Genomic DNA, 24383 nt, shown 5'->3' with positions numbered 1-24383 from the left:
ATCCTGACGAGCTTTTTTAGACCTTAGACATCCCTGTCTCCACCCGTTCGGCATCCTGACGGAGCCGTTCCAGGCGGCTCAGCAGGGATTCATTGCTCATGCGGTTGTTGAGGCGCTCCGCCAGCAGAGGAAAGGCCAGGGGGCCGGGTCTGGGGGTGCGCTCCAGCTGCAATGTGCAGCGTTGCAGCCGCTTCAGGGCACCAGTGATTCTGGGCAGGTCCAGTTGTTCGCTCAGAACCTCAGCCCGGGCCTGCGCTACCAACCGATTGTCGGGCTCGTGACGGTTGAACACATCAAACAGCAGGGCGGCGCTGATCTGCAGCTGGCCGCCCGATTTGGACTGGCCCGGATAGCCGTTTCGGACCAAGCCACTGATCTGGGCAATGGCCCGGAAGCGGCGGCGGCAGAGCTCCGAGAGGTTGACGGCCTGCTGCAGATCAGCCTCCAGGTTGGTGCTATTCAGCAGGACATCGCCGTGGAGGTCGAACAGCTCCTCAAACGGGTAGCCCTTCGGGGCCAGCAGCTCGAAGCCGTAGTCGTTCACCGACACGGTGATGGTGCTGGGTTGCTCGCGGGCCAGGCGCCAGGCCCAGAGAAAGCCCAGGCCCTCATGCACGAAGCGGCCCTCAAAGGGATAGGCATAGAGATGGCTGCCCTCCCGGCTGCGGCACACCTCCACCAGAAACTCCTCGCTGCGGGGTAGCCGCGACAGCTGGACCTGGCGTTGCAGTAGGGGTTCCAGCGCCTGCAGTTCCGGGCTGTCGAGGTGGGTGTCTCCCGCCAGAGCGCGGGCACAGCGGTCGACCTCGGCCCGCAGGTGTTGGCTGAGCAGATCGGAGAGGGCCATCTGGCCGCCGGCCCAAGCGGGCACCGTGGAGCTCTTTTTGGTGGTGGCTTTCACCAGGGCCGTCATCTCGCGCAGGCGCACGAATTCCAGCTGGCGCCCGGCAAAGAAAAACACATCGCCGGCTTTGAGCCGGCCGATGAAGGCCTCCTCCACGTGGCCGAGCACGGCGCCGCGCACAAAGCGCACCGTCACGGCGCGGTCGGCGGTGATCGTGCCGATGTGCAGGCGGTGCATCCGGGCGATCGCCTTTTCCTTTACGAAATAGAGATCGCCATCGCGCTCGAGCTTGCGGTAGCGGGGATAGGCGCCGAGGCAGTCGCCACCGTGTTCGAGAAAGCGCAGGCACCACTGCCAGTCGGCATCGCTGAGCTGCCGATAGCTCCAGGCCGTGCGCACCGCCGCCAGCTCCTGGGCCGGTTCGAAGCCCGGCCCGCAGGCCAGGCTGGTGAGGTGCTGGAGCAGCACGTCGATCGGGGCCGTTGGCGGCCGGCGCTCCTCCACCAAACCCGCGGCCAGGCCCCGCCGCAGGGCGCTCAGCTCCAGCAGCTCGAGAGCATGGGTGGGCATGAACAGCACCTGGGAGGTGCCGCCGGGGCTGTGGGCGCTGCGGCCGGCCCGCTGCAACAGCCGCGCCACGTTTTTGGCCGAGCCGATCTGCACCACCCGCTCCACCGGCTGAAAGTCGACGCCCAGATCCAGGGAGCTGGTGGCCACCACCCAGCGCAGGGCCCCATTTTTGACGCCTGCCTCGATCGCTTCGCGCTCGGCCCGGTCGATGGCGCTGTGGTGCAGGGCCAGGGCGCCCTCCATCTCCGGGCAGGCATAGCGCAGGCACTGGTGCCAGCGCTCGGCCTGGTTGCGGGTGTTGGTGAACAGCAGGGTGGACACCCCGGGCTCCAGCGCCGCCACCAGTTCCTCGTACATGCGCAGGCCCAGGTGGCCGGCCCACGGGAAGCCGTCGATGCTCTCGGGCAGCAGGCTGCGGATCGCCGTGGCCCGGGCGATCGGTGCCGTAATCAGGCAGGGCTCGGGGCCAGTGCCAAGGGCGGTTTGAGCCGCTTCCTCAAGGTTGCCGATCGTGGCGCTGATCGCCCAGGTGCGCAGGCCGGGCCGCAGCCGCCGCAGCCAGCTCAGGCAGAGCTCGGTTTGGCTGCCGCGCTTGCTGCCCATCAGCTCGTGCCACTCATCCAGCACCACCGCCTGGAGCCCGCTGAACAGCTCCGTCGCCTTGGGATTGGCCAGTAGCAGCGCCAGTGATTCCGGGGTGGTGATCAGGATCTGGGGCGGGCTGCGCAGCTGCCGGGTGCGTGCGCTGCTGGCGGTGTCGCCATTGCGGATGCCCACCTGCAGCGGCCAGCCCATGGCTTCGATCGGTTGCTGGATGGCGAGGGCGAGATCGCGGCTGAGGGCGCGCAGGGGGGTGATGTAGAGCAGCCGCAGGCCCTGGATGTTGGTTTGGGGTGTGGTGGTGCGTCGGGGGCGCTTGTTGTTTTCAGACTCTCCCTGTTTCTGTACGGTCTGTACGTAATCCTGGAGACGGCGCTGCGTTGTGTCTGCCCCCTGCACGGCGAGCATCTCGGCGATCGGACCCATCACGGCGGCATAGGTCTTGCCGGAGCCGGTGGGCACCTGGATCAGGCCGCTCCTGCCCTCCAGGTAGGCCTGCCAGCTCTGGCGTTGGAAGGGCAGCGGCGTCCAGCCCTGCTGGCTGAACCAGGCCTCGATCGGCGCCATGGACAGCGTCATGCAGCGGCCAGCTCCAGCAGGGCCACCTCGGCGCAGAGCCCCGGCCCAAAGGCCAGGGCCAGGCACGGGCCGGGAACCGCCGCCCGGCGCAGGCGATCGAGGATGAACAGGATCGTGGCCGACGACATGTTGCCGTGCTCCTGCAGCACGGCCTGGGATGTGGCGATCTGGTGGGGCTCCAGCTGGAGGGCGGCGGCGCAGGCCTGCAGGATGCGCGGGCCGCCGGGGTGCACTGCCCAGCTGGCGATCTCCGCCAGGCGGAGGTGTCTGGGGTGCAGCCAGTGCTCGAGCCAGGGACCCAGCTGGGCGGCCACCGCCTCCGGCACCTGCGAGGAGAGGCCCATCTCGAAGCCGTGGTCGCCGATCTGCCAGTGCATCAAGTCGGCGGTGTGGGGGATCACGGTGGAGCCAGTGGCCAGCAGGTTGAGGAGGGAGCCAGGGCAGGGGCTGGGGTTGGCGGGCTTGGCGGTGGCCACCAGGGCGGCCGCCCCATCGGCAAACAGGGCATTGGCCACCACCTTCTCCGGATCCCAGCCGTAATACAGGTGCAGGCTGCATAGCTCCACCGCACAGAGCAGCACCACCGCCTCGGCATCCGCCTCCACGAAGGCCTGGGCCACCCGCAGACCGTTGAGGGCACCGTGGCAGCCCATGAAACCCACGTGGGTGCGCTGCACCCCCGGATCCAGGCCGAGCTGGTGGATCAGGGCCAGATCCAATCCCGGCGCCTGGAAGCCCGTGCAGCACACGGTGATCAGATGGGTGATCCGGGGGGCTTCGATCGCCGCATCAGCCAGGGCGCCGCGCACCGCGTCCAGGGCCAGAGGAGCGGCATGGTCGGCGAATGCGGCCATGCGGGCGGCCGTGGTGGGGCTCTGGTTGCCGTAGAAGGGCAGCCGCTCGTCGCTGGGCTGCTGGTTGGCGTTGCCCGTGGCCAGCACGCTGCCGCGCTGGCGCACCTGGGTGCGGCCCTGGATCCGCCGCACCAGGGCGGCCCGGCTGCCGTTGTCGGCACTCACCCGTTCCGCCAGGGCCATGGCTTCGGCCTGGTTCAGCTGGTGGGGCGGAGTGGCGGTGCCGATGCCGCGGATGCTCAGGGGCATGGCGACACCTGCAGGGAGGGGACAGTCACATGGTTGAGCTGGGCCACCAGCTGCTCGGCGACGGCCGGCAGGTGTTGGCTGACGCCAAAGGCCAGGGCTGTGGCCCCCGGCTGGCGCAACAGCAGGGCCAGGCCGCGGCAGAGCCGTTGGCGGCGGCCAATCTGCTGGCGCAGCTCCCGCTGCCAGCGGCGCTCCAGGGCTGGGCTCCAGCACTCCAGCCCCGCCAGTACGAGGGGCGCCGCGGCAGCGCCGGCGGTGAGGGCCCAGGCCATGCCTTCGCCGGTGAAGGGCTCCACATAGCCCGCCGCGTCGCCCAGCACCAGAAAGCGCTCGCCAGCCACCACCGCGGCGCGACGGCTGAGGGCGGGGGTGAGCTGCCAGCGCGCCTGCTCCAGCCCCATCGGGATCGGGAAGCCGGCGCTCGCCAGCACCGTTCGGGCTGCAGCGGCTGCACCGCTGCTGCTGCTTGGGCCAGGACACTGGATTGCCTGGCGATCGAAGGCCGCCGCCAGGTTGAGCTGGCCATCCTCGCGCCGCACCAGGCCCACGTAGCCCTCGCGGCCGATGGCCATGTGGATGCGGCCGGACGGATAGGCGGCCGCCGCGTCCGGCAGCACGCAGCCCGCCCCGATCCGGGAGTGACGCTGGATGATCGGGGCACCGGCCTCGCCGGCGGGGATGCAGCGCTGGGCCAGGCCGGCGGCCACCAGCACCACCTTGGCCCGCACCGATTGGGACTGGCGACTGCCGCGCTCGTGCAGCGTCACGGTCCGTCCGGTGGCGTCTGCCGGGCCCAGCTGGGCCGTGGTGCTGGCCCGGAAGCTGGCACCTGCGGTGATCGACGCCTGCACCAGGGCCTGGTCGAACCGCTCCCGCGACAGGGCGCGGCCATCGGGCAGGGCCAGTGACGCCTGCCGGCCCCGGTGGCCCAGTTGCAGCCGCCGCAGCGGCACACCACCCTGGCTCTCGATCAGCTGGCCCTGCCCCACCGCCGCCAGCACCGCCTGGGCCTGGGCATTGAGGCAGCAGCCACACACCTTCCAGCGGGGAAAGGCCCGCTTCTCGACCAGCAACACCCGCAGCCCCCGCTGGGCCAGATCCAGGGCCGCCAGGCCACCGGCCGGGCCTGCCCCCACCACCACCACATCCCAGCCGTTGGCATGCTGCAACTCAGCCATGGCCTTGCTCCAGGCCACGCTCCCAGCGCAACAGATAACGCTCGGGCCAGCAGCGCTGCAGGGAGGCTCCAGCGAGTCCGGCCCGCTCGGCCATCGCCAGCACCTCCGCCGGTTGAAAGGCGGCGCGCACCGAGAGGAGCCCATCGGTGTGCACCACCCAGGAGCGGCTGAGCAGGTGGGTGCCGGCCCAGGCCAGGGCATAACCCACGCGGCTGCGGATCAGGTCGTTCACCAGCACCAGGTGGCGGGCCCGCTGGGCCATCAGCGCCAGCAGCCGCTCGGCATCGGCGTCGGGGAGGTGGTGCAGAAACAGCGAACAGAACACCACGTCGGCTTCGCCCGGCGCTGGGGGAGCGGCGAGGGCATCGGCGCAGAAGAACTCCACCGGCGCGCCGCGCCGTTGGGCATTGGCCTCGGCGATTCGCACCGCCTCTGGGTTGAGGTCGCAGGCGCGCAGCTCCAGGGCCAGGCCTCGGCGCTGGGCCATCAGGGCCAGATCGATGGCGGTGTCGCCGCCACCGCAGGCCAGCTCCAGCACCTGCAGGGGTGCGCCACCGCGACGCTCGGCCAGGGCCGCGATTGGCGCCAGGAGGCTCGCCGCCAGGCCGCTGATGCGATTGATGCGCCGCAGCCCGGCCAGGGCACGGGCGTGTTCGGCCGGATCCAACCCCGGCTGATCCATCACCTCCGGTTGGCGATCGCGCCGCTGCAGGCCCTGGCCCGGTGGCGTGGCGGAGGGCATGGGCGCAGCCGTGGGCATGGGCTCAGCCGAGGGAGTCAGCCCATGATGGGCAGGTTGCGATCGATGTTGCGGTGCCTCAGGGCTGCAGCAGCGCCAGGGCACTGGCGAGGGTGTCGGCCTCACAGGCCGGTTTGTCGTGGCGCCAGCGGCGGATGCGGGGAAAGCGCACGGCCAGGCCGCTCTTGTGGCGCGGTGAGCGCTGCAGCCCTTCGAAGGCCAGCTCGAACACCTGCTGCGGCTCCACGGCCCGCACCGGGCCGAAGCGCTCGCTGGTGTGCTGACGGATCCAGCGGTCCAGGGCTGTGATCTCGCCATCGTCGAGGCCGGAGTAGGCCTTGGCGAAGCTCACGAGTTCGCCCTCCCCGTTCCACAACCCGAAGGTGTAGTCGGTGAACAGGTTGGCGCGGCGACCGCTGCCGGCCTGGGCGTAGAGCAGCACCGCATCAAGGGTGTAGGGATCGCGCTTGTGCTTCCACCAATGGCCGCGTTTGCGGCCGGCCAGGTAGGGCGACGCCAGCGCCTTGAGCATCAGGCCCTCGGCGGCGGCGGTGCTGGCCTGCTGGCGCAGCGGCTCGAGCTGTGTCCAGCTGTCCAGGGGGAGTCGGGGGGACAGGCGCAGGAGCCTGGCTTCCGGGGTTGGTGTCGTCTGCTGGAGCTGCTGGTGGAGCTCCTCCAGGGCGGCCCGGCGTTGGTTCAGGGGCCTGGGGCGCCAGTCTTCGCCCCCTCGCTCCAGCAGGTCGTAGGCCACAAAGCAGGCCGGGCACTCCGCCAGCAGCTTGCGGCCCGGTGCCTTGCGGCCGAGGCGACGCTGCAGCTGGGCAAAGGGGGCCGGGCGCTCGATGCCCTGGGGCCACACGAGCACCTCGCCGTCGAGCACGGTGCCCTCGTCCAGGCAGCCGGCCGCCGCGATCAATTCCGGAAAGGCGGCGTTGATCAGCTCCTCGCCGCGGCTCCACAGAAAGCTCTCGCCGCTGCGGCGGATCAGTTGGCCGCGGATGCCGTCGAATTTCCACTCCGCCAGCCAGGCGCTGCTGGGGCCGGGTAGGGGCGCGGCGCCGTCGGGGAGTTCCAGCGGTGCGGCCAGAAAAAACGGATAGGGCCGGCTGGGCAACGCTGCGCCTTGGTCGGTTGGGGCCAGCAGGGCGAGAAAGACCTCGGCGCTGGCCTCAAAGCCCCCCATCAACCGGTGCTGCAACAGAGCTTCCTCCAGGCCGCTCAGGCGTGCCAGGGCCCGCAGCACCAGGCCCTGGGCCACACCCACCCGCAGGCCGCCGGTGAGCAGCTTGTTGGCCACCAGCAGCTCGCCGGGGCTCAGGCCCTGCCACAGCTGCCGCACGGCTTCGGCCTGCGCGGCCCCGTCCAGGGCTGCGGCGGCAGGTAACAGCTCCGCCATCCAGTGGTGGAGGGGTCGGTCCGCCCGTGCCTCCTGGTCGGAGGGCTGCCAAAGCAGCGCGATGGTTTCGGCCGAGTCGCCAACGTGGGCGTAGCAGTCGTCAAACAGCCATTCCGGGATGGGGGAGCCCTCCAGGCAGATCTGGCGCAGCCGCCGTCCGGTGATCAGGCGCTTGCCCTGCTTGCCCAGCAACACGTGCAGGGCCCAGGCGGCATCGGCCGGATCGGCGCTGGCGAAGTAGGCGGCCAGGGCTGCGACCCGGGCACCCGTGCCGCTGCTCCCATCGAGCTCGCTGTAGAGCGCGGCGAAACGGCGCATGGTCAGGCGGCGGGGTCTGGGCTTTCGCGGCTGGGGCCATGGCCCCCCTCCAGCGCCTCGGCGCTGATCCCCTCCACCTCGCGCAGGTAGCGGGCCAGGCCATCGCTGTTGCCATGGGTGACGTACACCTGGCGGGCGCCGCTGTCGTTCACGCTGGCGATCAGGCCGGGCCAGTCGGCATGGTCGCTCATCACGAAGCCGCGCTCATAGCCCCGGCGGCGGCGGGCGCCGCGCACGGCCATCCAGCCGCTCACAAACGCCGTTTGCGGCAGCTTGAAGCGCTTCATCCACGGCGAGCGGTGGGCTGAGGGCGGGGCGATCACCAGCCGGCCGGCCAGGGATTCGCCCCTGGCGATGGCGCTCACGGCCTGCGTGGGCGGCAGCACCACACCGGCTTCGCGGTAGGCGGGCATCAGCGCCTCCACGGCGCCGTGCAGCAGCACCTCTTCCGTCACACCGATTCCGGCCAGCTCGGCCAGCAGCCGTTGGGCCTTGCCGAAGGCATAGGCAAACAGGAGCGAGGGGCGCTCCGGCGCCGCCCGCCACCACGCCAGGATCTCCCGGGCCACCGCGGCCCCGCTCTGCCAGCGGTAGATCGGCAGTCCGAAGGTAGCCTCGCTGATGAACACATCAGCCTGTACGGGTTCAAACGGCGTGCAGCTGGGGTCGGCGCAGCGTTTGTAGTCGCCGCTCACCAGCCAGCTCTCGCCGCCAGCCTCCAGACGGATCTGGGCGCTGCCGAGCACGTGGCCGGCGCTGTGAAACGACACCCTGGCGTCGCCGATGCGGTGCGCTTGGCCGTAGTCCACCGGGATCAGGTTGATGCTGGCTCCGAGCCGCTGCCGCAGGATCGCCTCGCTGGCGCCGATGGCCCAGTATTCGCGGCAGCCGGGCCGGGCGTGGTCGGCATGGGCATGGGTGATCAGGGCTCGGGGTACCGGCCGCCAGGGGTCGATCCAGGCCCCGGCCGCCCGGCAGTAGAGCCCCTGGGGGGTGAGCTCCAGCAGGCTGGCGGGGGGGAGAGGCATGGGAACTGTCGGTTGATGCGGAGGGCTCCGGGGATCAAGGTTCGTCCCAGAGGCTCTGCAGCGACCAGGGGCTGCCCGCCATCAGCCAGAACGATCCATCCACCAGGCGGAGGTGCTGATCAAGCTCGCTGATCCGCTCGAGATCGGCCGGCGTGAGTTCGATCTCTGCTGCCGCGAGGTTCTCGCGCAGCCGCGCTGGGCTCACCGACTTGGGAATGGTGGAGATGCCGCTCTGGAGCTGCCAGGCGATCAGCACCTGGGCGGGGCTGCAGCCATGCTCCGCGGCGATCGCGCTGATCAGCGGGTGCGTCAGCAGCTCGGATTCATTCGCGCCCTTGAGGGCGGCTGGCCGGTCGCCAGAGCCCAGCGGTGAGTAGGCGGTGATGTGAACACCCTCGGCTGCGCAGTCGGCCAGCAAAGCCGGCTGTTGCAGCAGGGGGTGCCGTTCCACCTGATTCACCTCCGGCCGGATCCGGCAGTGGCTCAGGAGATCGTGGAGCTTGTGGCTGGAGACATTGCTCACACCGATATGGCGGGTGAGCCCAGCCTCCAGGGCGCCTTCCATCCCCTCCCAGGTGGATCTGAGCGACCCCTGCGCCGGTGGTAGAAAATCTTCCCCGCTGGAGGGAAAGGCCACGCCGGACTTGATCGGCACCGGCCAGTGGATCAGGTAGAGATCCAGCCACGCCAGGCCCAGATCCCCAAGGGTGCGGCGCAGCGCCGGTTCGACGTTGTCGCGGCCATGGGCATTGCACCAGAGCTTGGAGGTGATCCACAGCTCCTCGCGCCTCACCTCGCCGGCATCGATGGCGCTGCGGATCGCCTCGCCCACCTCCGGCTCGTTGCCATAGACGCTGGCACAGTCGATGTGGCGGTAGCCCAGCCGGATGGCTTCCTGCACCGCAGCACCCACATCACCAGGAGCCGATTTCCAGGTGCCCAGTCCCAGCAGGGGCATGCGGTCGCCATTGGCGAAGGAAATGGTGCGCATGGGTAGCCGGGGGAGTGAATGACCTGGCTCGGGCACCCTAGGCAGCGTGGCGACACGTGGCTTCCCTGCTCCGACCACCCCCCCTGCCTTTCCCCCCCAGTCCACTGTTGACGATGAGCGGCGGCCCGACTAGCCAGGGATCTCCCGCAGGCTGCCGCCATGGCCCTGGATGATTTCCGCGATGAGCTCGCCGCCACCGCTGCGGCCCTGGCGGCCCCGGGCACGGGGCTGCTGGCGGCGGATGAATCCACCGGCACGATCGGCAAGCGCTTCGCGGCCATCGGCCTGGAGAACACCGAGGAGCATCGGCGTGCCTACCGCAGCCTGCTGGCCACTACCGCAGGCCTCAGCGACCACATCTCCGGCGTGATTCTCTACGAGGAAACCCTCTTTCAAGACAGCACCGCTGCGGCTGGCGGCGTGCCGCTCGTGGAGCTATTTCAGCGCCAGGGAATCGTGCCCGGCATCAAGGTGGATCAGGGGGTGGAACCCCTGGCTGGTGGGGTGCCCGGCGAGAGCTGGTGCACCGGGCTCAAGGGCCTGGGGGAGCGCGCGGCCCGTTACTACGCCCGTGGCGCGCGCTTCGCCAAGTGGCGCGCTGTGTTGCAGATCAGCGCCAGCGGCGCGCCATCGGAGCTGGCGGTGCGTGAGAACGCCTGGGGGCTGGCCCGCTACGCCCGCACGGTGCAGGAGCACGGCCTGGTGCCGATCGTGGAGCCTGAGATCTTGATGGATGGCGACCATGACATCACCACCACCGCCTCAGTGCAGGAGTGGGTTCTGCGCACCACCTACGAAGCCCTGGCGCTGAATGGTGTGTTTCTCGAGGGGAGCCTGCTCAAACCTTCGATGACCTGCCCAGGCGCCGACTGCCCCCGGCAGGCGAGTGCCGAGGAGGTGGGGGAATTCACCATGCGCACCCTCAGCCGCACCGTGCCTGCGGCGGTGCCGGCGATCCTGTTCCTCAGTGGCGGCCTCAGAGAGGAGGACGCCAGCCTCTGCCTCAACGCCATCAATCAGGTGGCGGCCCAGGAGGGCGCCCCCTGGCACTTGGGCTTCTCCTACGGTCGCGCCCTGCAGCATTCCTGCCTCAAGCACTGGGGCGGCACGGATCGGGCGGCCGGCCAGGCGGCCCTGTTGGCCCGGGCCCGCGCCAACGGAGCCGCCAGCCGCGGCGCCTACGAGCCCGGCAGCGAGCCCTCCGACGACACCAGCTTGTTTGTGGCCAACTACAGCTACTGACTCAGGGGCGGTGGGTTCAGCGGCTCATCGCCAGCATCCGCTCGATCGGCGCCAGGGCCTTGAGCCGTAGCTCCTCGTCCAGCACGATTTCCGGTGCCATGTCGTGCAGGCACTGCCACACCTTCTCCAGGGTGTTGAGGCGCATGTAGGGGCAGGCGTTGCAGCTGCAGCCGTCGGCGCCGGGCACCTCAAAAAAGTGCTTGTGGGGCAGCTTCAGCCGCATCTGATGCAGGATGCCGGGCTCGGTGAGCACGATGAAACTGGTGGCGGGGCTGGCCTCGGCGCGGCGCAGCAGGCCGCTGGTGGAGCCGATGAAATCCGCCAGATCCAGCAGGTGCTGCTGGCATTCGGGGTGGGCCAGCACCTCGGCTTGCGGATGCTCGAGCTTGAGCTGCAGCAGGGCCTGCTCGCTGAAGGCCACGTGCACCTGGCAGCTGCCGGGCCAGAGGGTGAGCTCCCGGCCGCTCTGGGCCTGCACCCAGCGGCCGAGGTTCTCGTCGGGGGCGAACAGGATCGGCCGATCGGCGGGCAGTTGCTGCACCAGATCCACCGCATTGCTGCTGGTGCAGATCAGGTCGCTGTGGGCTTTCACCGCTGCCGAGCAGTTGATGTAGCTCACGGCGATGTGGTCGGGATGTTGCGCTCGGAAGCGGGCGAAGGCGTCGGCCGGGCAGGTGTCGGCCAGGGAACAGCCGGCCTCCAGATCCGGCAGCAGCACCGTTTTTGAAGGATTGAGGATCTTGGCCGTTTCGGCCATGAAGTGCACGCCGCAGAACACGATCACATCGGCCTCTGTGGCAGCTGCCTTGCGGGAGAGCTCCAGGGAATCGCCGATGAAGTCGGCGATGTCCTGGATGGCCTCGTCCTGGTAGTAGTGCGCCAGGATCACGGCGTTGCGCTGGCGCTTGAGCTCGGCGATCGCCGCGGGCAGGTCGACGGCTGGTGTGTGCTGGATGGCGGCGAAAACCAACCCGGGCCCCCAACTGATGCAGGATGGCCTCAGCCTAGGCAGCGGAGATGGCGGCACCCGGCGGGGGGAAAACGCTCCGCATCGCCATTGCCGGTGATCTGCACGGGGCCTGGGACCACACCGATCACGCTCTGCTGGCGACGCTTGCTCCGGATGCCCTGCTGGTGGTGGGCGACCTCAGCGATGGCCAGCAGCGGATCCCGGCACTGCTGCGCCAGCTTCCGCTGCCGGTGGCCTGCATCCTTGGCAACCACGACGCCGGCAAGGACGCCTCCGGCCGCACCCTGCAGCGCCAGATGGACCTGCTGGGCGACGTGCACTGCGGCTGGCGGCTGCGGGCCCTCAGCCCGCCGGGTCTGGCCGTGGTGGGGGGCCGGCCTGGCACGGCCGGTGGCGGCTACAACCTCTCCCGGGCAGTGCAGGCGGCTTGCGGGCCGGTGAGCCTGCAGGAGTCGGCGGACCGGATCACGGCCGCCGCCGCCGCCGCTCCCGCCGACTGGCCCCTGGTGCTCCTGGGCCACAGCGGCCCTTCCGGCCTCGGTAGCGACGCCGCCTCCCCCTGCGGCCGCGACTGGAAGCCCCCCGCCTGCGACTGGGGCGACCTCGACCTCTCCCTGGCGATCCAGCAGATCCGCCGCCGCCGCTCCGTGCCCCTGGTGGTGTTCGGCCACATGCACCATGCGCTCAGGCGGGGGCAGGGGGCGCGCCAGAGCTTCTGCCGCGACCGGGCCGGCACCGCCTACCTCAACACCGCCTGCGTGCCCCGTCACGGCACCGACGGCGCCGGCCAGGCCCTGCGCCACTTCAGCTGGGTGGAGCTGGTGGGGCAGGAGCTGCGCAGCGCCAGTCACCGCTGGTATGGCCTGGGCGGTGAGCTGCTGTACGAGGAGCGGCTCTGGCAGGCCCCCAGCCAAGCCGCCCAGCTGGCACCGTGCTAATCCTGCGCTGACCCATGCTGATCGTTGCCTGCATCAGCGCCCATGGCTTCGGCCATGGCTCCCGCACCGCCGCCGTGCTCACGGCCCTGCATCAGCGGCAACCCAGCTGGCGGCTGGTGCTGTCCACGGCGTTGCCCGAAACCTTTCTGCGCACGGCCCTGGGGCCGGTGCCGTTTGAACGTCGCCCCTGCCGCTGGGATGTGGGCGTGGTGCAGGCCGATGCCCTGGGCGCGGATCCGGAGGCCACCCTGGCGGCCCTGACGGCCCTCGATGCCCAGCTGCCCCAGCAGTGGGCCGCTGAAGCGACCTGGCTGCTGGCCCAGGGGCAGCCGCTGCTGGTGTTGGGGGATGTGCCGCCGGCTGCCGCCGAGCTGGCCCGGCGGGTGGGTGCCCCGCTGATCTGGTTGGCCAGCTTCGGCTGGGAGGCCATCTACAGCCCGATGGGGCCGGCATTTCAAACCTGGGCCCGCCGCAGCCTGGAGGCCTACCGCCAGGGCGATCTGCTGCTGCGCTGCCCCCTGGCCATGCCGATGGACTGGGACATCCCTGAGGTGGAGGTCGGGTTAACGGCCGGCCAGCCCAGGCTCGACCCTGCTGCCCTGGCCCAGCAGCTGGGCCTGCCGTCTGAAAGAGAGCGTTGCGTGTTGATCAGCTTCGGTGGGCTGGGCCTGAACCTGGCTGCGGAGCTGCTCGGTCGCTGGCCCGACCATGTGTTCATCTCCTCCGATCCCTCGCTGGCTGAGGCCCCCAATGCCCGGCTGTTGCCCCCAGGCGTGCGGCCCCTGGAGGTGATGGGGCTGTGCGGGCGGCTGCTCACCAAACCGGGCTACAGCTCCTTTTGTGAAGCCCTGAGTGCCGGTGTGGGGGTGCACCTGGTGCATCGCGTCGGCTTTGCCGAGGCCCCGGTGCTCGAGGCGGCCCTGGTGCGCCATGGCTGGCACCGCCTGCTCAGCCAGGAGCAGGCCCGCAGCGGCGACTGGCAACTGGATCAGCCGTTGTTGCCGCCCCAGGGAGCCCCCCTGGCTGCCGATGGCAACGTCCAGGCGGCCAAGGCCATCGAGACCTTTGTGACCCAGCAATTCGCCTCGGCCTAGCGGCTCACTGGCGCCAAAGATCAGTTGTGTTTTGACGACAAAGGCTTGGCGCAGGAAGTGATCTGAACCGTTCACGGTGATTGTTGACACCAATGGACACTTGTGTGATTGGCACTAATGTTCTCGATTTGCGCGAATTGGTAGGCAAATTGACGCGAACAATAATTGTTTCGTTTTTCGAGTTTTTGCCGCCTGGATGCGGTTTTGCCGTCTGATTCGCTCCGGTATGACCTTGCCTTGCTCCAGCTCCCGTTCAGCTCGCTCTGTTCAAGTCGGTTTGGCCGGGCTGGCCCTCCTGGTCCTGATCGCTCCCGGGGCTCGGGCCGCTGAGGATCCGGCTGCTCCAATGCTGATCCAGGCCCATCCCCACACGGCGATGGCGCTGCCCCTGCCGCCGCCGCCGCCGCGCATCTTCGCGATCACGCCTGAGCGCCGGGCGTTGCTCAACACCATTCGCTTCGCCGAGGGCACCTGGGCCAATGGCGACGACGTTGGCTATCGCATCATGTTTGGCGGCGGCCTGATGCCGTCGCTCGAGCGCCACCCCGATCGGGTGGTGCGCACGGCCCGTTACGCCAGTGCGGCCGCTGGGGCCTACCAGTTCATGCCCTTCACCTGGAACATGGTTTCGCGTTCCTTGGGAATCGCGGCCTTTGGCCCCCAGGTTCAAGACCAGGGCGCCATCTACCTAATCCAGCGTCGTGGTGCCCTGGCCCTAGCTGATCAAGGCGTGTTCTCGCCGCTGCTGGCGGCCAAATTGGCCCCCGAGTGGGCCAGCTTCCCCACCCTCGCCGGCCGCAGCTTCTACGGCCAGCCGGTGAAGCGCTTCCACGACCTCAAGCGTTTCTACGACGCCAACCTCAGCCGTCTGCGCGATCAGCAGCCCCAGGTCACAGCCAAAGTTGAAACCAAGCCCGCCTGTGCGCCTGAGGGCTCCCTGCGCTGTCAGCTCGAGGCCCTTGAAAAGCTGGGACCGCGCAGCCGCAGCCAAAACCCCGACTGAAAGTTCTAGCCCTGATCGGCATCCTTGAGCCTGGCACCCACGGTGGCTCCGGCGATTAGGTAGGCGCCGAGGGCTGCGCCGAGGAAGGCCAGGGTGTTGCGGGCAACCGGCAGCAGGTCGTTGGTGCGGGTCAGGATTGGGCCCAGCCCTAGGGCGCCAAACAGAATCAGCCACAAAGGTGAGAGCAGCAGCACCCAGGCCCACTCCACCTTGCGACCTTCTTTGCGCGGATAGGAAGCGAAGCCCGCCACCAGGCCGCCGAGCACGGAAGTGGAGAGGGTGAGCAGCCACTGCTCGCGTGGCAGGCCCGGCACCACCTGGCAACCACCCCGCTCCAAACAAATTTCCACAGCTGCAAGGGCATCGACAATGGCGGCGTCCTGGCCGTTGTCGCGCACGTAGTACTGGTTGCCGAAGCGGGTCTGCAGCTCCACCCAGTAGGTGCGGGGCATTAGGGCAAACAGGGCGTCGCCCACGTTGAAGTTGAGCAGGTTGCCGCCGCGCTCATCGGCCACCAGCAGCAGGCTGCGTTCGTCCAGGTTCCAGAAGTCCTTCACCGCCTGGCCTGGGGTGCGGTCGTACTGGGTGAGCACCCGCAGTTTCCAGCCGGTATCGGCCTCGAAGCGGGTGAGATTTTCTTCCAGGCTGATGCGCTGACCATCGGTGAGGGCCTTGGCCAGGTCGATCACCGGGGTGGGGTGGTCGGGTAGGAGGTCGGGGTTGTCGTAGGCCTGGGCCGGAGCGATACCCACACCCAGCCAGCAGGTCAGAACCAGCAGCAGCGACACTAGCGCAGGCAGCACGGCGTTCCAAGCGCGACCCATTCACCAGCCTCAGCGAAGATGCATTCTCCCTGAGCTGGCGTCTGAGCGTGAGTTTGCCCCCCTGGCTGCTGCAGCGCTTCGAGGCCGTCGGCGCAGCGGTCCCCTTTCGCACCTACATGGAATGGGTGTTGCACGATCCGTTGCATGGCGCCTATGGGGCTGGCCGGCTGCGCATCGGCCCGGCGGGGGATTTCGCCACTGCTCCCTCCCTGGGGCCCGATTTCGCCGCCCTGCTAGCTCCCCAGCTGGCCGAGTGGCTCACTGCCCTGGCGGCCGGTCCCGGTCCCCTTGCCCTGGTTGAGGCAGGGCCCGGCGAGGGCAGCCTGGCCCTGCAGCTGGCCGAGGCCCTGGTGGCGGGTTGGCCCCAGCTGGCCCAGCGCCTGGAGCTGGTGCTGGTGGAGCCCAACGGGGGCATGGCGGCCCGTCAGCAAGCCCTGCTGCAGGACTGCCCCTTGCCCTGTCGCTGGGCCAGCTTCGCGGAGCTGGCGGCCTCACCGCTGCGCGGTGTGGTGCTCGCCCATGAGGTGCTCGATGCCCTGGCGGTGGAGCGGATCGAGTGGGACGGGGCGCTCTGGCGCCAGCAAGTGGTGGCGCTGCACGAGGGTCCTGGGGCGGAGCTCTCGCTGCGGCTGGAGCCCGGCGCGCCCCTGGAGCCGGCAGCGGCCGCCCAACTCGAGCCCCTTGGACTCCTGCCCCCATCGCTCCAGCGCCCGCCCGGCTGGTGCAGCGAGCTGCACCCGGGCCTGGCCCCCTGGCTTAGCGAGTGCGCCGCAGCCGTGGCCGAGGGCCAGCTGCTGGTGATCGACTACGCCTTAGAGGCCTGGCGCTACTACGCCCCCCAGCGCTCTGGCGGCACCTTGATGGCTTATCGGGGCCAGCAGGCCAGCGGCGATCCGCTGCTGGAGCCAGGCGCTTGGGATCTCACAGCCCATTTGTGTGTTGAGAGCGTCGATGCTGCCGCCGCCGCCAGCGGCTGGCTGCCCCTGGGCCAGTGCCGCCAGGGCCAGGCCCTACTCGCCCTGGGCTTGGCCGAGCGGCTGCACGGGCTGCAGCAGGAGGCCCCGGCGGCGCTGGCCACCGTGCTGGCCCGGCGCGAGGCCCTGCTGCGGCTGGTGGATCCCGGGGCCCTGGGGGATTTCCGCTGGCTGGCCTACGGCCGGGGTGGGACCCCGGAGCTACCCCGCTTCAGCCGGGAGCCGGGATCGCTGTCTCCAGCCAATGGTTGAGGGACTGGGGCTGCTGGGTGGGACTGCTGGTGATTTCGATGATCTGCCCGCTGGCGGCCGGGGTTTCGAGGGCTTCTAGGCACACCCGGGCCACCAGGCGGCGGGGCAGGCTGCTGCTCTCCTGCTGGTTAGGGCCCGAATAAACCACCCCCTCCCTTTCGCTGCGGCTGTCGTCCTCACTGAGGCCGCCGGGGCGCACCACGGTCCAGTCGAGTCCGCTTTCTTCAAGCCAGCGCTCGCCCAGGCGTTTCCACACCAGGATCAAGCCAAACAGGTTTAGGGGGTGCTGCCAGCGACCGGCGCAGAGGGAGCTCACCAGCACCACCCGCTTCAGGCCCACCGCCTGGCAGGCGCGGATCTGGTCGCGCACCCCGAAGGCATCCACCTTGAGGGGGCCGGCCAGATCCACGGATGGCCTGGCGCCAGTGGCGATCACCAGGGAGTCACAGCCGCTCAGGGCGGCATGCAAGGCCTCGGTGGCACTTAGATCCAGTCGCCGCACATCGAGCCGCCCTTGCTGCTCTGCTTCGGCTAGGGCTGCTGGCAGCACGGAGCCGGGCCGCACGATCGCCCGCACCGCCAGGCCCCGCTTCAAGGCTTCATCCACCACCCGCCAGCCGGTCTTTCCGGATGCTCCCGTTACTGCTACCAGGCTCATCGCTGCATCTCCTCCATTCCAGCTCCATGTTGCTCGTTTGGCGGATTGGCTGGCAGCAGGCTGCGCCTCAGCCAGGTTTCAGCTGCCAGTGGCCGCAGCAGCCGGCTCAGGATCACAGCCAGGGCAAGCGGTTCGGCAGGCGCCCGCCGCGTCGGCCACTGGCCATCGCGGCGGTATAGCCGTTGCTGCAGCCACTCCTTGCGCTCCTCCGCAGGCTCGCTTGAAATCGGTGCCCAGCTGCAGCCCAGGCGCCTGCCATAGCAGGCCTCGAGCCTCAGGAGCCAGCGACGGCCGTCGCTGGTGGCGAGTTCCAGCTCTTGCCCCGGCTGCGGCGCTTCCCGCTCCAGTTCAAGCTCGAGGCCCGCTTCGCTTAAGGCCACCAGTTGGGCGGGCTGGCCAGCTAGCTGCACCGCCTCTCGCCAGGCCAGCCAGGGCACCGCATCGCTGCGGGGCCGATCCCAGCAGCAGCGCAGGGCGGCCAGCAGCAGCAGCACATTCACCAGGGCCCAGCCCACCCCGAGGGCCAGGGTGGCCTTGCTCTCGGGCAATAGGTCCAGCCGGACACCGCTGGCGATGGGCAGCAGATTCAGCAAGGCGACCAGCTGCAGGCTGAGCAGGGCCAGCAGGGGCAACAGCAGACGCGGTTTGGGGCTGGTTTGGCGGCCGCTGGCCAGGGCCTTGGGTGTGACCCGGAAGGGCAGGGGCCTGCCCAGCAGGGTGCTCAGCACCGCTCCCACCAGCGGCAGCAGCACCACCAGGCGGTAGAGCTCGCTGGTGAGTGCGGTGCGGCTGTGGGCCGTAAACCAGCGAGCCAGCACCAGCTGGGCGCCGTAGAGGGGCAGGGCCATCTGCAGCAGTCCGGCACCGCTGACGCGCAGTGGCGCGATGCCCAGCACCCCCAGGCTCAGGGGCATCAGCAGCAGCACCAGCTGGGGCAGGGCGTTGAGCCAGTGCAGGATCCCCTCGAGAAAGGCAAGCCGCTGGATCGGATTAAGGCCCTTGATCAGTAGGGGGTTGGCACCGGTGCGCAGGGTCTGCAGGGTGCCGCTGGCCCAGCGGCAGCGCTGGCGGGCAAAGGCGGCGGCGGTGAGGGGCGCCAAGCCAGCGCTGAGCTTCTCCGGTACAAACAGCAACCGCCAGCCGGCGGCTGTGAGCCGAATGCCGGTGGCTAGGTCTTCCGAGGGGGTGCCCGTCTCGAAGCCACCCACCGCCAGCAGGGCTGAGCGGCGCAGCACAAACGACGTCCCGGCACACACCACCGCCCCGAGCCGTTGGCGCACTGGTTCAATCCAGCGGTAAAAGCTCTCCTCATCCGGCAACAACCACCGCTCCAGAGCCAGGTTGCGGATCACCGGATCGGCATTCATATACGTCTGGGGTGTCTGCACCAGGCCCACTTCGGCTCTATCAAATAGCCCAACCGTTCGCTCCAGGAAGCCCCGCACCGGCACAACGTCCGCATCGAATACGGCGATCAGCTCGCCCTGCAGGTCCGGCAATACATGGTTGAGGTTGCCTGCCTTGGCATGCTCCCGCCGCTCGCGGCTGCGGTAGTGACAGCCCAGGCGCGCGCACAGCTCCGCCAGCTCCGGCCTGCCGGAATCGTCGAGGAGCCAGAGGTGGTAGCGGCCGTAATTGAGGGCGCGGCAGCCGCGCAGGCAGCGCTCCACCACCTCGATCGGCTCGCTGTAGCTCGGCACCAGCACATCCACCCAGGGCAAGCTGGCGGCCTGCTTGGGGTCTGGGCTAGGCGCTGCTTGTCTTTGGGCCGGCGCCAGGGTGAACAGCAGCTGCAGGAAGCCGTGGGCCAGCAGCCAGAGCTCGGCTGCCAGCAGCAGCAGGCTCAGCGCCGCAGCCAGGGGGCTATCGAGGTTCAGGGTGGCTGTGCAGCGCCAAAAGACGTAGCGACCCGCCAGCAGGGCCAACAGCGCTACGGCCCAGGGCAGGCGCATCAGCCCGGTGGAGCCAGGGGCGGGCAGACGCGCAAGCTGAAGTCACAGCTCCAGATGGTGGCTTTTTGCCAGCTCAGGGGAATTTCCAGCAGGTCCCTCGGGCCCGTGATCCCCTGGGCCAGAAAGATCAGGGCCGCCAGGGCGTTGGCGCTGAGGTGAAGGCGCCGCCAGCGCATTTGGTGCTGGATCTCCGGACGGGCCGCTAGGGAGAAGAGCAGCAAGCCGGTGAGCCCCATGCCGCCCCAGAAATGGGATTGCCAGAAGGCTGGATCGAGGGGGTTGTCGCTGAGCCGCCAGATTTCAGGCTGCATGCCCAGGCCGATCACCCCGATCCAGCAGAGCAGGGCAAAGCTGGCCCGGTAACTGGCTTGCCGCACCCGCCACAGAGCTACCAGGGCCAGCACGCTGCCAGTCAGCACGAGCAGCAGCAGGGAGCTGCGCATGGCGTCGAGCTGGCTGGGCTTCTGGGTGAGAATCACCACTGCATAGGCAAGCAGCTGGATGGCCACCACCGAGCTGGTGAGCCAGCGCCCCAGGGCGGTGTGTTCGCTGCCGGCACTTGCTGGCGCCTTGCCTGGGTTGAGGCGGCGCCGGCGGGTCTGGATGGCCAGCTGCAAGACAGCGCCCAGCAGGGGAAAAACTAGGGCTACCGCCAGGGCGGGATGGAGCAGCCAGAGCCAGTCAACGCTGGTCATCGTCTTGGAGGCTGTAGTTATGCGGTGCCTAAACCCTAATCAGCCCAGTTGGCTGCCTACCGTGCCCTGGATAGCAGAACGTTGTGGCAGGGCCAATCATTCGCGCTAGTGGGCTGAGCAAGACCTACCGAATCAGCGAGAAGCAGCCTGGCCTGGCCGGCACAATCCAGCATCTGCTGCGGCGGCGCCATCGCGATGTGTTGGCGGTGGATGGAATCAGCTTCACGATCGAGCCCGGGGAGATCGTTGGCTTCCTGGGCCCCAATGGCGCCGGCAAGACCACCACCTTGAAGATGCTCACCGGCCTGATCCACCCCAGCGGTGGCGAGCTGGAGGTGGCAGGCCACGAGCCCTTTCGGCGTCAGGCCCGCTTCTTGCGCCAGATCACCCTGGTAATGGGCAACCGCCAGCAGCTGATCTGGGACCTTCCGGCCCTCGATTCGCTGCGGGTGAATGCGGCGGTGTATGGCATCGAGGAGGCCGAGGCGAGGCGCCGCATCGCCGAGCTGGCCGAGATGTTGGAGCTGGGTCCCGAGCTGCAGCGCCCCCTGCGCAAGCTCTCGCTCGGTCAGCGCATGAAGGCCGAGCTGCTGGCGGCGCTGCTGCACCGGCCCTCGGTGCTGTTTCTCGATGAGCCCACCCTGGGGCTGGATGTGAATGCCCAGGCGCGGGTGCGCGATTTCCTGGCCGACTACAACCGCCGCACCGGCGCCACCGTGCTGCTCACCAGCCACTACATGGGCGACATCACCGCCCTCTGCCCGCGGGTGCTGCTGATCCACCAGGGTCAGCTGTTCCACGATGGCTCCCTCGCCGACCTCACCCAGCGGCTGGCCCCCTGCCGCCAGGTGCGCCTGGAGCTAGCCGACCTGCAACCAACCGAGGCCTTCGCGGGCTTTGGTGTGATCGAGGCGCACCAGGGCCACCAGGTGCGGCTGTTGGTGCCGCGCGCGCAGCTCACCGAGCGGGTGGCGGTGCTGCTGGAGCGCTTTGCGGTGGTGGATCTGGAGGTGAGTGATCCACCGATCGAGGAGCTGATCGGTGGGTTGTTTCGCCAGCGCGGGGAGGCTTCGGTGACGGGAGGGGTGCCTTGAGCTGGGCCTGGCGCGTGGCGCGGGCGCTGCTGGGCAGCCAGTACGCGCTGATGCTCGAATACCGGGCCGAGATCGCCCTCTGGGCCCTCTCGGGCGTGCTGCCCCTGATCATGCTGGGGGTGTGGAGCGGCTCGGGCGCCGGCGTAGCGGCGGGCCTGACGCCCCAGCAGATCAGCCACTATTTCCTGGCGGCGTTTGTGGTGCGCCAGTTCACGGTGGTGTGGCTGATCCACGTGTTTGAGGAGGATGCCCTGCAGGGCCGCCTCTCGCCCCTGCTGCTGCAGCCCCTGGCGCCGCTGTGGCGCTACCTGGCGGCTCATTTCAGCGAGCAGGCCACTCGCGTGCCGTTTGTGCTGCTGATGCTGGTGGTGGTGGGGCTGGCAGCGCCGGGGGTGCTGTGGTGGCCTTCGCCTGCTGAGCTGCTGCTGGGACTGCTGGCGATTCAGGCAGCCTTCCTGCTGCGGTTTGTGTTGCAGGTGATCGTCACCACCTTGTGCTTCTGGAGCGAGCGGGCGGCGGCGCTGGATCGCCTGCTGTTGATCCCCTACCTGTTTCTCTCCGGTCTGGTGGCCCCGCTCGACACCTTTCCGCCGGCGGTGCGGCGGCTGGCCCTGGCCACGCCCTTTCCCTGGATGGTGGATTTCCCGGCCCGGCTGCTGGCCGGTGAGCCGGTGAATGTGGCGCTGGGATTCGGCGCCATCGCTGCCTGGTGTCTGCTGCTCTGGCCGATCAGTCGTGTGCTGTGGCGGGCCGGCCTGCGGCGCTACTCGGCGATGGGGGCCTGAAGCATGAAGCGCTACTGGCGCAGCCTGCGTTGCTTCTGGGGCACCTCGCTGGCGGCCGAGCTCGAGTATCCGCTCAATGCGGCGATTGAATTCGTGTCGGTGCTGGGCAACCTGGCCGGCAGCCTGTTTGTGCTGCAGCTGCTGTTTGCCGGCGGCCCCAGCCTGGGGGGCTGGAGCTGGAGCGGGGCGCTGGTGGTGCTGGGGCTCTACACCCTTCTGGATGGCTTCACCACCTGCGTGCTGCAGCCCAACCTCAGCCGCATCGTCAGCCACGTGCAGACGGGCACCCTGGATTACGTGCTGCTCAAGCCGATCGACAGCCAGTTCTGGCTCTCGGCCCGCACGGTGTCACCCTGGGGCCTGCCGGCGGTTGCAGCGGGGTTGGGGCTGATCGGCTGGGCCCTGGCCCAGGGCGGCCCCGAGGCTGCAGCTGGCCTGCGCTCGCCCGGGGCCGTGCTGCTGCCCCTGGCGCTGCTGCTGGCCGCCCTCGCGATCCTTTACAGCCTCTGGTTTGTGCTGGCGGCCCTGAGCATCTGGTTTGTGAAGGTGTGGAATGCCACCGAGCTGCTGCGCTACACGCTGGTCGCCGGTCGCTATCCGGTGAGCGCCTATCCGCCGGCACTGAGGTTGCTGTTCACCTTCGTGCTGCCCGTGGCCTTTCTCACCACCGTGCCGGCCGAGGCGCTTTTGGGCCGGGGCTCGGCGCTGTGGGCCATCGGTTCGCTGCTGGTGGCGGTGCTGTGCCTGGCGGGCAGCCGGCTGCTGTGGCGCTTCGCCCAGCGTTCCTACACCTCGGCATCGAGTTGAGCGGCCTCCAGCGAGGGCGCGCCATCATCAGCGCCAACCCTTTCGTCTTCTCTGCGGTTTCTCCATGGTTGTGTCCCCCACCGTTGATGCCGCAAGCGATGCCGCCAGCCAGGAGCGCTGGCAAGAGCACTGGCAGCAGCGCTGGTATCCGGTGGCCTACCTCCAGGATCTGGATCCCCGCCAACCCACGGCTTTCACCCTGCTGGAACAGGACCTGGTGCTCTGGTGGGACGCTGCCGCCGGCCAGTGGCGCGCCTTCGCCGACGTGTGCCCCCACCGGCTCGTGCCCCTCAGCGAAGGCCGGCTCAACGGCCGGGGTGAACTGGAGTGCCCCTATCACGGCTGGAGTTTCAATGGCGAGGGCCGCTGCACCGCCATCCCCCAGGCCGATCCCGGGGCGGTTGCCACCGCCTGCGCCAGTGCCCGCAGTGCCTGCCGCGCCTATGCCACGGCCACCGGCCAGGGGCTGCTGTTTGTGTTCGCCGGCGACCCGGAGCGGGCGGCAACGGCGCCCCTGCCCCTGGTGCCGGTGTTGGAGGAGTCCGGCTGGCTGGTGCAAGACACCTTCCGCGACCTGCCGATGGATGCCCTCACCCTGCTGGAGAACGTGCTCGACGTGAGCCACGTGCCCTTCACCCACCACCGCACCGTGGGCCGCCGCCAGAACGCCGCGCCCGTTGCCGCCGAGCTCACCAGCTCCGGGCCCGAGGGGTTCACCCTGGCCTGGCCGGAGGGGCCGCGGCGGGGCAAGCTCGGCAGCCAGTTCACCACCTTCGTGGCCCCGGGCCTGATGTGGCACGACCTCACCGCCAAGGGGTTCGCCCGGTTCATGACCGTCGTGTACGCGACGCCGATCCGGGCTGGGGAATGCCGCCTGTTTGCCCGCTTTCCCTTCCAATTCCGCTCGGCCTTGCCGCGGCTGCTGCTGCGCGCCCGGCCGGTGTGGCTGCAGCACCTCGGCAACCACACGGTGCTCGAAGACGACCAGGTGTTTCTGCACGGCCAGGAGCGGGTTCTGGCGGAGCGGGGCGGCAGCGGCGCCCTGGCCCAGGCCTGCTTCCTGCCCACCAGCGCCGATGTCTACGTGCAGGCGCTGCACAACTGGGTCAACACCATCGCTGGACCACCGGCTCCCGGCAGCGCCCTCCCTCCCCGCTGGGGTCGGGCGGCCTTGATGGACCGCTACGACAGCCACACCCGCCATTGCCGGGCCTGCTCCGGTGCCCTGCGGGGTGTGCGCCGCTGGCGGCCGCTGGTGCTGGTGGCCTTGGGACTGGAGCTGGTGCTGGCGGCCTGGCTGCCGGGAGCCGCTGCTCGCGTTGGCCTGCTGGTGGCCCTGGGCTTCACGGCACTGCTGCTGCGCCAGCTCAACCGCTGGGAGCGCTTGCTGCTGCGCGGCGACGGCCATCCGCCCCGCAATGCCCTGGATCGGCGTGACGCCTGATCAGCCCCTTCCCTGGCGCAGGGGCTGCTCGCGGCAGTGGAGTTGCCAGGCCCGCAGCAGGTCGACACGGGTGATGCGATAGCCCAGCTGGCGGGAGGCCAGCACCAACTCCTGCTGGGAGCGGCAGTGCCGCAGCGCCCTTTGCACCGTGGTGTCGGCTTCGGCGTCTTCCACCAACCGTTCCAGTTCGCTCCAGCTCATCGCGCGGCCGTCCGGGCCTCTCACCATGCCCAGCGCAGCGCCAGGGTGCAAGGTTCCGTTCGTCACCAAGCGCGGAAGGATCAGGGCTGCTGATCGGCGCCCTC

Annotated in this window: 22 protein-coding genes; 9 read left to right on the top strand and 13 right to left on the bottom strand. The window is 69.4% G+C overall.

The features are described from left to right. Positions 1-16: 16 nt before the first annotated feature. The 7 genes from KBY65_RS00580 to KBY65_RS00550 all read right to left on the bottom strand — a co-directional run bounded on the left by KBY65_RS00580 (position 17) and on the right by KBY65_RS00550 (position 9346). Positions 17-2593 carry a ligase-associated DNA damage response DEXH box helicase gene (locus KBY65_RS00580; RefSeq protein WP_255000085.1) on the bottom strand — a complete coding sequence of 859 codons (2577 nt, stop codon included), beginning with the start codon at positions 2591-2593 and terminating at the stop codon, positions 17-19. Beyond that, on the bottom strand, positions 2590-3696 hold the full coding sequence (locus tag KBY65_RS00575; RefSeq protein WP_255000083.1) for a type III polyketide synthase: 1107 nt from the start codon (positions 3694-3696) through the stop codon (positions 2590-2592). Before KBY65_RS00575 ends, KBY65_RS00580 begins: the two co-directional genes overlap by 4 nt. Next, positions 3687-4874 (bottom strand): NAD(P)/FAD-dependent oxidoreductase, encoded by a 1188-nt coding sequence (locus KBY65_RS00570; protein WP_255000082.1) that lies wholly within the window; start codon positions 4872-4874, stop codon positions 3687-3689. Before KBY65_RS00570 ends, KBY65_RS00575 begins: the two co-directional genes overlap by 10 nt. Continuing rightward, positions 4867-5616, bottom strand: coding sequence for a methyltransferase domain-containing protein (locus tag KBY65_RS00565; RefSeq protein ID WP_255000080.1), 750 nt, complete (start codon positions 5614-5616; stop codon positions 4867-4869). The genes KBY65_RS00570 and KBY65_RS00565 overlap by 8 nt, the downstream gene beginning before the upstream one ends. A 76-nt stretch (positions 5617-5692) precedes the next feature. After that, the gene (locus KBY65_RS00560; RefSeq protein ID WP_255000078.1) at positions 5693-7327 is read right to left on the bottom strand and encodes an ATP-dependent DNA ligase; all 1635 of its coding nucleotides are present in this window, start codon (positions 7325-7327) and stop codon (positions 5693-5695) included. A 2-nt stretch (positions 7328-7329) separates the two neighbouring features. Continuing rightward, the gene (locus tag KBY65_RS00555; protein WP_198953859.1) at positions 7330-8355 is read right to left on the bottom strand and encodes a ligase-associated DNA damage response exonuclease; all 1026 of its coding nucleotides are present in this window, start codon (positions 8353-8355) and stop codon (positions 7330-7332) included. Between the two features lie 34 nt (positions 8356-8389). Further along, positions 8390-9346 carry an aldo/keto reductase gene (locus KBY65_RS00550; RefSeq protein ID WP_255000074.1) on the bottom strand — a complete coding sequence of 319 codons (957 nt, stop codon included), beginning with the start codon at positions 9344-9346 and terminating at the stop codon, positions 8390-8392. A gap of 159 nt (positions 9347-9505) precedes the next feature. Here KBY65_RS00550 and KBY65_RS00545 point away from each other — a divergent pair, with 159 nt between their 5' ends. Next, a complete protein-coding gene (locus tag KBY65_RS00545; RefSeq protein WP_255000073.1) occupies positions 9506-10588 on the top strand; it encodes a class I fructose-bisphosphate aldolase in 1083 nt (360 codons plus the stop codon). A gap of 16 nt (positions 10589-10604) precedes the next feature. Here KBY65_RS00545 and nadA read toward each other — a convergent pair whose 3' ends face one another. Beyond that, positions 10605-11558 (bottom strand): quinolinate synthase NadA, encoded by a 954-nt coding sequence (gene nadA / locus KBY65_RS00540; protein ID WP_094560260.1) that lies wholly within the window; start codon positions 11556-11558, stop codon positions 10605-10607. Positions 11559-11605: 47 nt separating this feature from the next. On the opposite strand from nadA, the gene KBY65_RS00535 reads away from it, so the two are divergent. The 3 genes from KBY65_RS00535 (at position 11606) to KBY65_RS00525 (ending at position 14593) form a co-directional block, all read left to right on the top strand. Continuing rightward, positions 11606-12496: a TIGR04168 family protein gene (locus KBY65_RS00535; protein WP_094560261.1), complete on the top strand. Its 891-nt coding sequence runs from the start codon at positions 11606-11608 to the stop codon at positions 12494-12496. A gap of 14 nt (positions 12497-12510) precedes the next feature. Further along, complete coding sequence (locus tag KBY65_RS00530) at positions 12511-13590, top strand: hypothetical protein (protein ID WP_255000070.1); 1080 nt, start codon at positions 12511-12513, stop codon at positions 13588-13590. A 226-nt stretch (positions 13591-13816) separates the two neighbouring features. Continuing rightward, positions 13817-14593 carry a glycoside hydrolase family 104 protein gene (locus KBY65_RS00525; protein ID WP_255000068.1) on the top strand — a complete coding sequence of 259 codons (777 nt, stop codon included), beginning with the start codon at positions 13817-13819 and terminating at the stop codon, positions 14591-14593. 5 nt (positions 14594-14598) lie between these two features. On the opposite strand, the gene KBY65_RS00520 is transcribed toward KBY65_RS00525, so the two are convergent. Further along, positions 14599-15417 (bottom strand): TPM domain-containing protein, encoded by an 819-nt coding sequence (locus KBY65_RS00520; RefSeq protein ID WP_255000065.1) that lies wholly within the window; start codon positions 15415-15417, stop codon positions 14599-14601. A gap of 47 nt (positions 15418-15464) precedes the next feature. Between KBY65_RS00520 and KBY65_RS00515 the strand changes: the two genes are divergently transcribed. Continuing rightward, on the top strand, positions 15465-16643 hold the full coding sequence (locus tag KBY65_RS00515; RefSeq protein WP_233128568.1) for a class I SAM-dependent methyltransferase: 1179 nt from the start codon (positions 15465-15467) through the stop codon (positions 16641-16643). On the opposite strand, the gene KBY65_RS00510 is transcribed toward KBY65_RS00515, so the two are convergent. From KBY65_RS00510 to KBY65_RS00500, 3 genes are read right to left on the bottom strand one after another with little or no spacing between them, the layout of a single operon-like run. Then, positions 16603-17301, bottom strand: coding sequence for an SDR family oxidoreductase (locus KBY65_RS00510; protein ID WP_094560265.1), 699 nt, complete (start codon positions 17299-17301; stop codon positions 16603-16605). The two genes, KBY65_RS00515 and KBY65_RS00510, sit on opposite strands and share 41 nt — an antisense overlap. Next, positions 17298-19253 (bottom strand): glycosyltransferase, encoded by a 1956-nt coding sequence (locus tag KBY65_RS00505; protein ID WP_255000063.1) that lies wholly within the window; start codon positions 19251-19253, stop codon positions 17298-17300. The genes KBY65_RS00510 and KBY65_RS00505 overlap by 4 nt, the downstream gene beginning before the upstream one ends. Then, positions 19253-19948, bottom strand: a complete 696-nt coding sequence (locus KBY65_RS00500) for a DUF4079 domain-containing protein (RefSeq protein WP_255000062.1) — start codon at positions 19946-19948, stop codon at positions 19253-19255. Before KBY65_RS00500 ends, KBY65_RS00505 begins: the two co-directional genes overlap by 1 nt. Positions 19949-20043: 95 nt before the next feature. Here KBY65_RS00500 and KBY65_RS00495 point away from each other — a divergent pair, with 95 nt between their 5' ends. The 4 genes from KBY65_RS00495 (at position 20044) to KBY65_RS00480 (ending at position 24078) form a co-directional block, all read left to right on the top strand. After that, positions 20044-21042, top strand: coding sequence for an ATP-binding cassette domain-containing protein (locus KBY65_RS00495; RefSeq protein ID WP_255000316.1), 999 nt, complete (start codon positions 20044-20046; stop codon positions 21040-21042). Positions 21043-21092: 50 nt separating this feature from the next. Continuing rightward, on the top strand, positions 21093-21827 hold the full coding sequence (locus KBY65_RS00490; RefSeq protein ID WP_094560431.1) for an ABC transporter permease: 735 nt from the start codon (positions 21093-21095) through the stop codon (positions 21825-21827). Positions 21828-21830: 3 nt separating this feature from the next. Further along, the gene (locus KBY65_RS00485; protein ID WP_255000061.1) at positions 21831-22634 is read left to right on the top strand and encodes an ABC transporter permease; all 804 of its coding nucleotides are present in this window, start codon (positions 21831-21833) and stop codon (positions 22632-22634) included. 64 nt (positions 22635-22698) lie between these two features. Continuing rightward, positions 22699-24078, top strand: coding sequence for a Rieske 2Fe-2S domain-containing protein (locus KBY65_RS00480; protein ID WP_255000059.1), 1380 nt, complete (start codon positions 22699-22701; stop codon positions 24076-24078). On the opposite strand, the gene KBY65_RS00475 is transcribed toward KBY65_RS00480, so the two are convergent. Beyond that, complete coding sequence (locus KBY65_RS00475) at positions 24079-24306, bottom strand: Nif11 family protein (RefSeq protein WP_315860005.1); 228 nt, start codon at positions 24304-24306, stop codon at positions 24079-24081. Between the last annotated feature and the right edge of the window lie 77 nt (positions 24307-24383).

This window comes from Cyanobium sp. Alchichica 3B3-8F6, from assembly GCF_024346435.1.
In the GTDB taxonomy this organism is placed as follows: domain Bacteria; phylum Cyanobacteriota; class Cyanobacteriia; order PCC-6307; family Cyanobiaceae; genus Cyanobium_A.
Note: the sequence above shows the minus strand (reverse complement) of the source record. Positions and strands in the feature narration are given on the sequence as shown.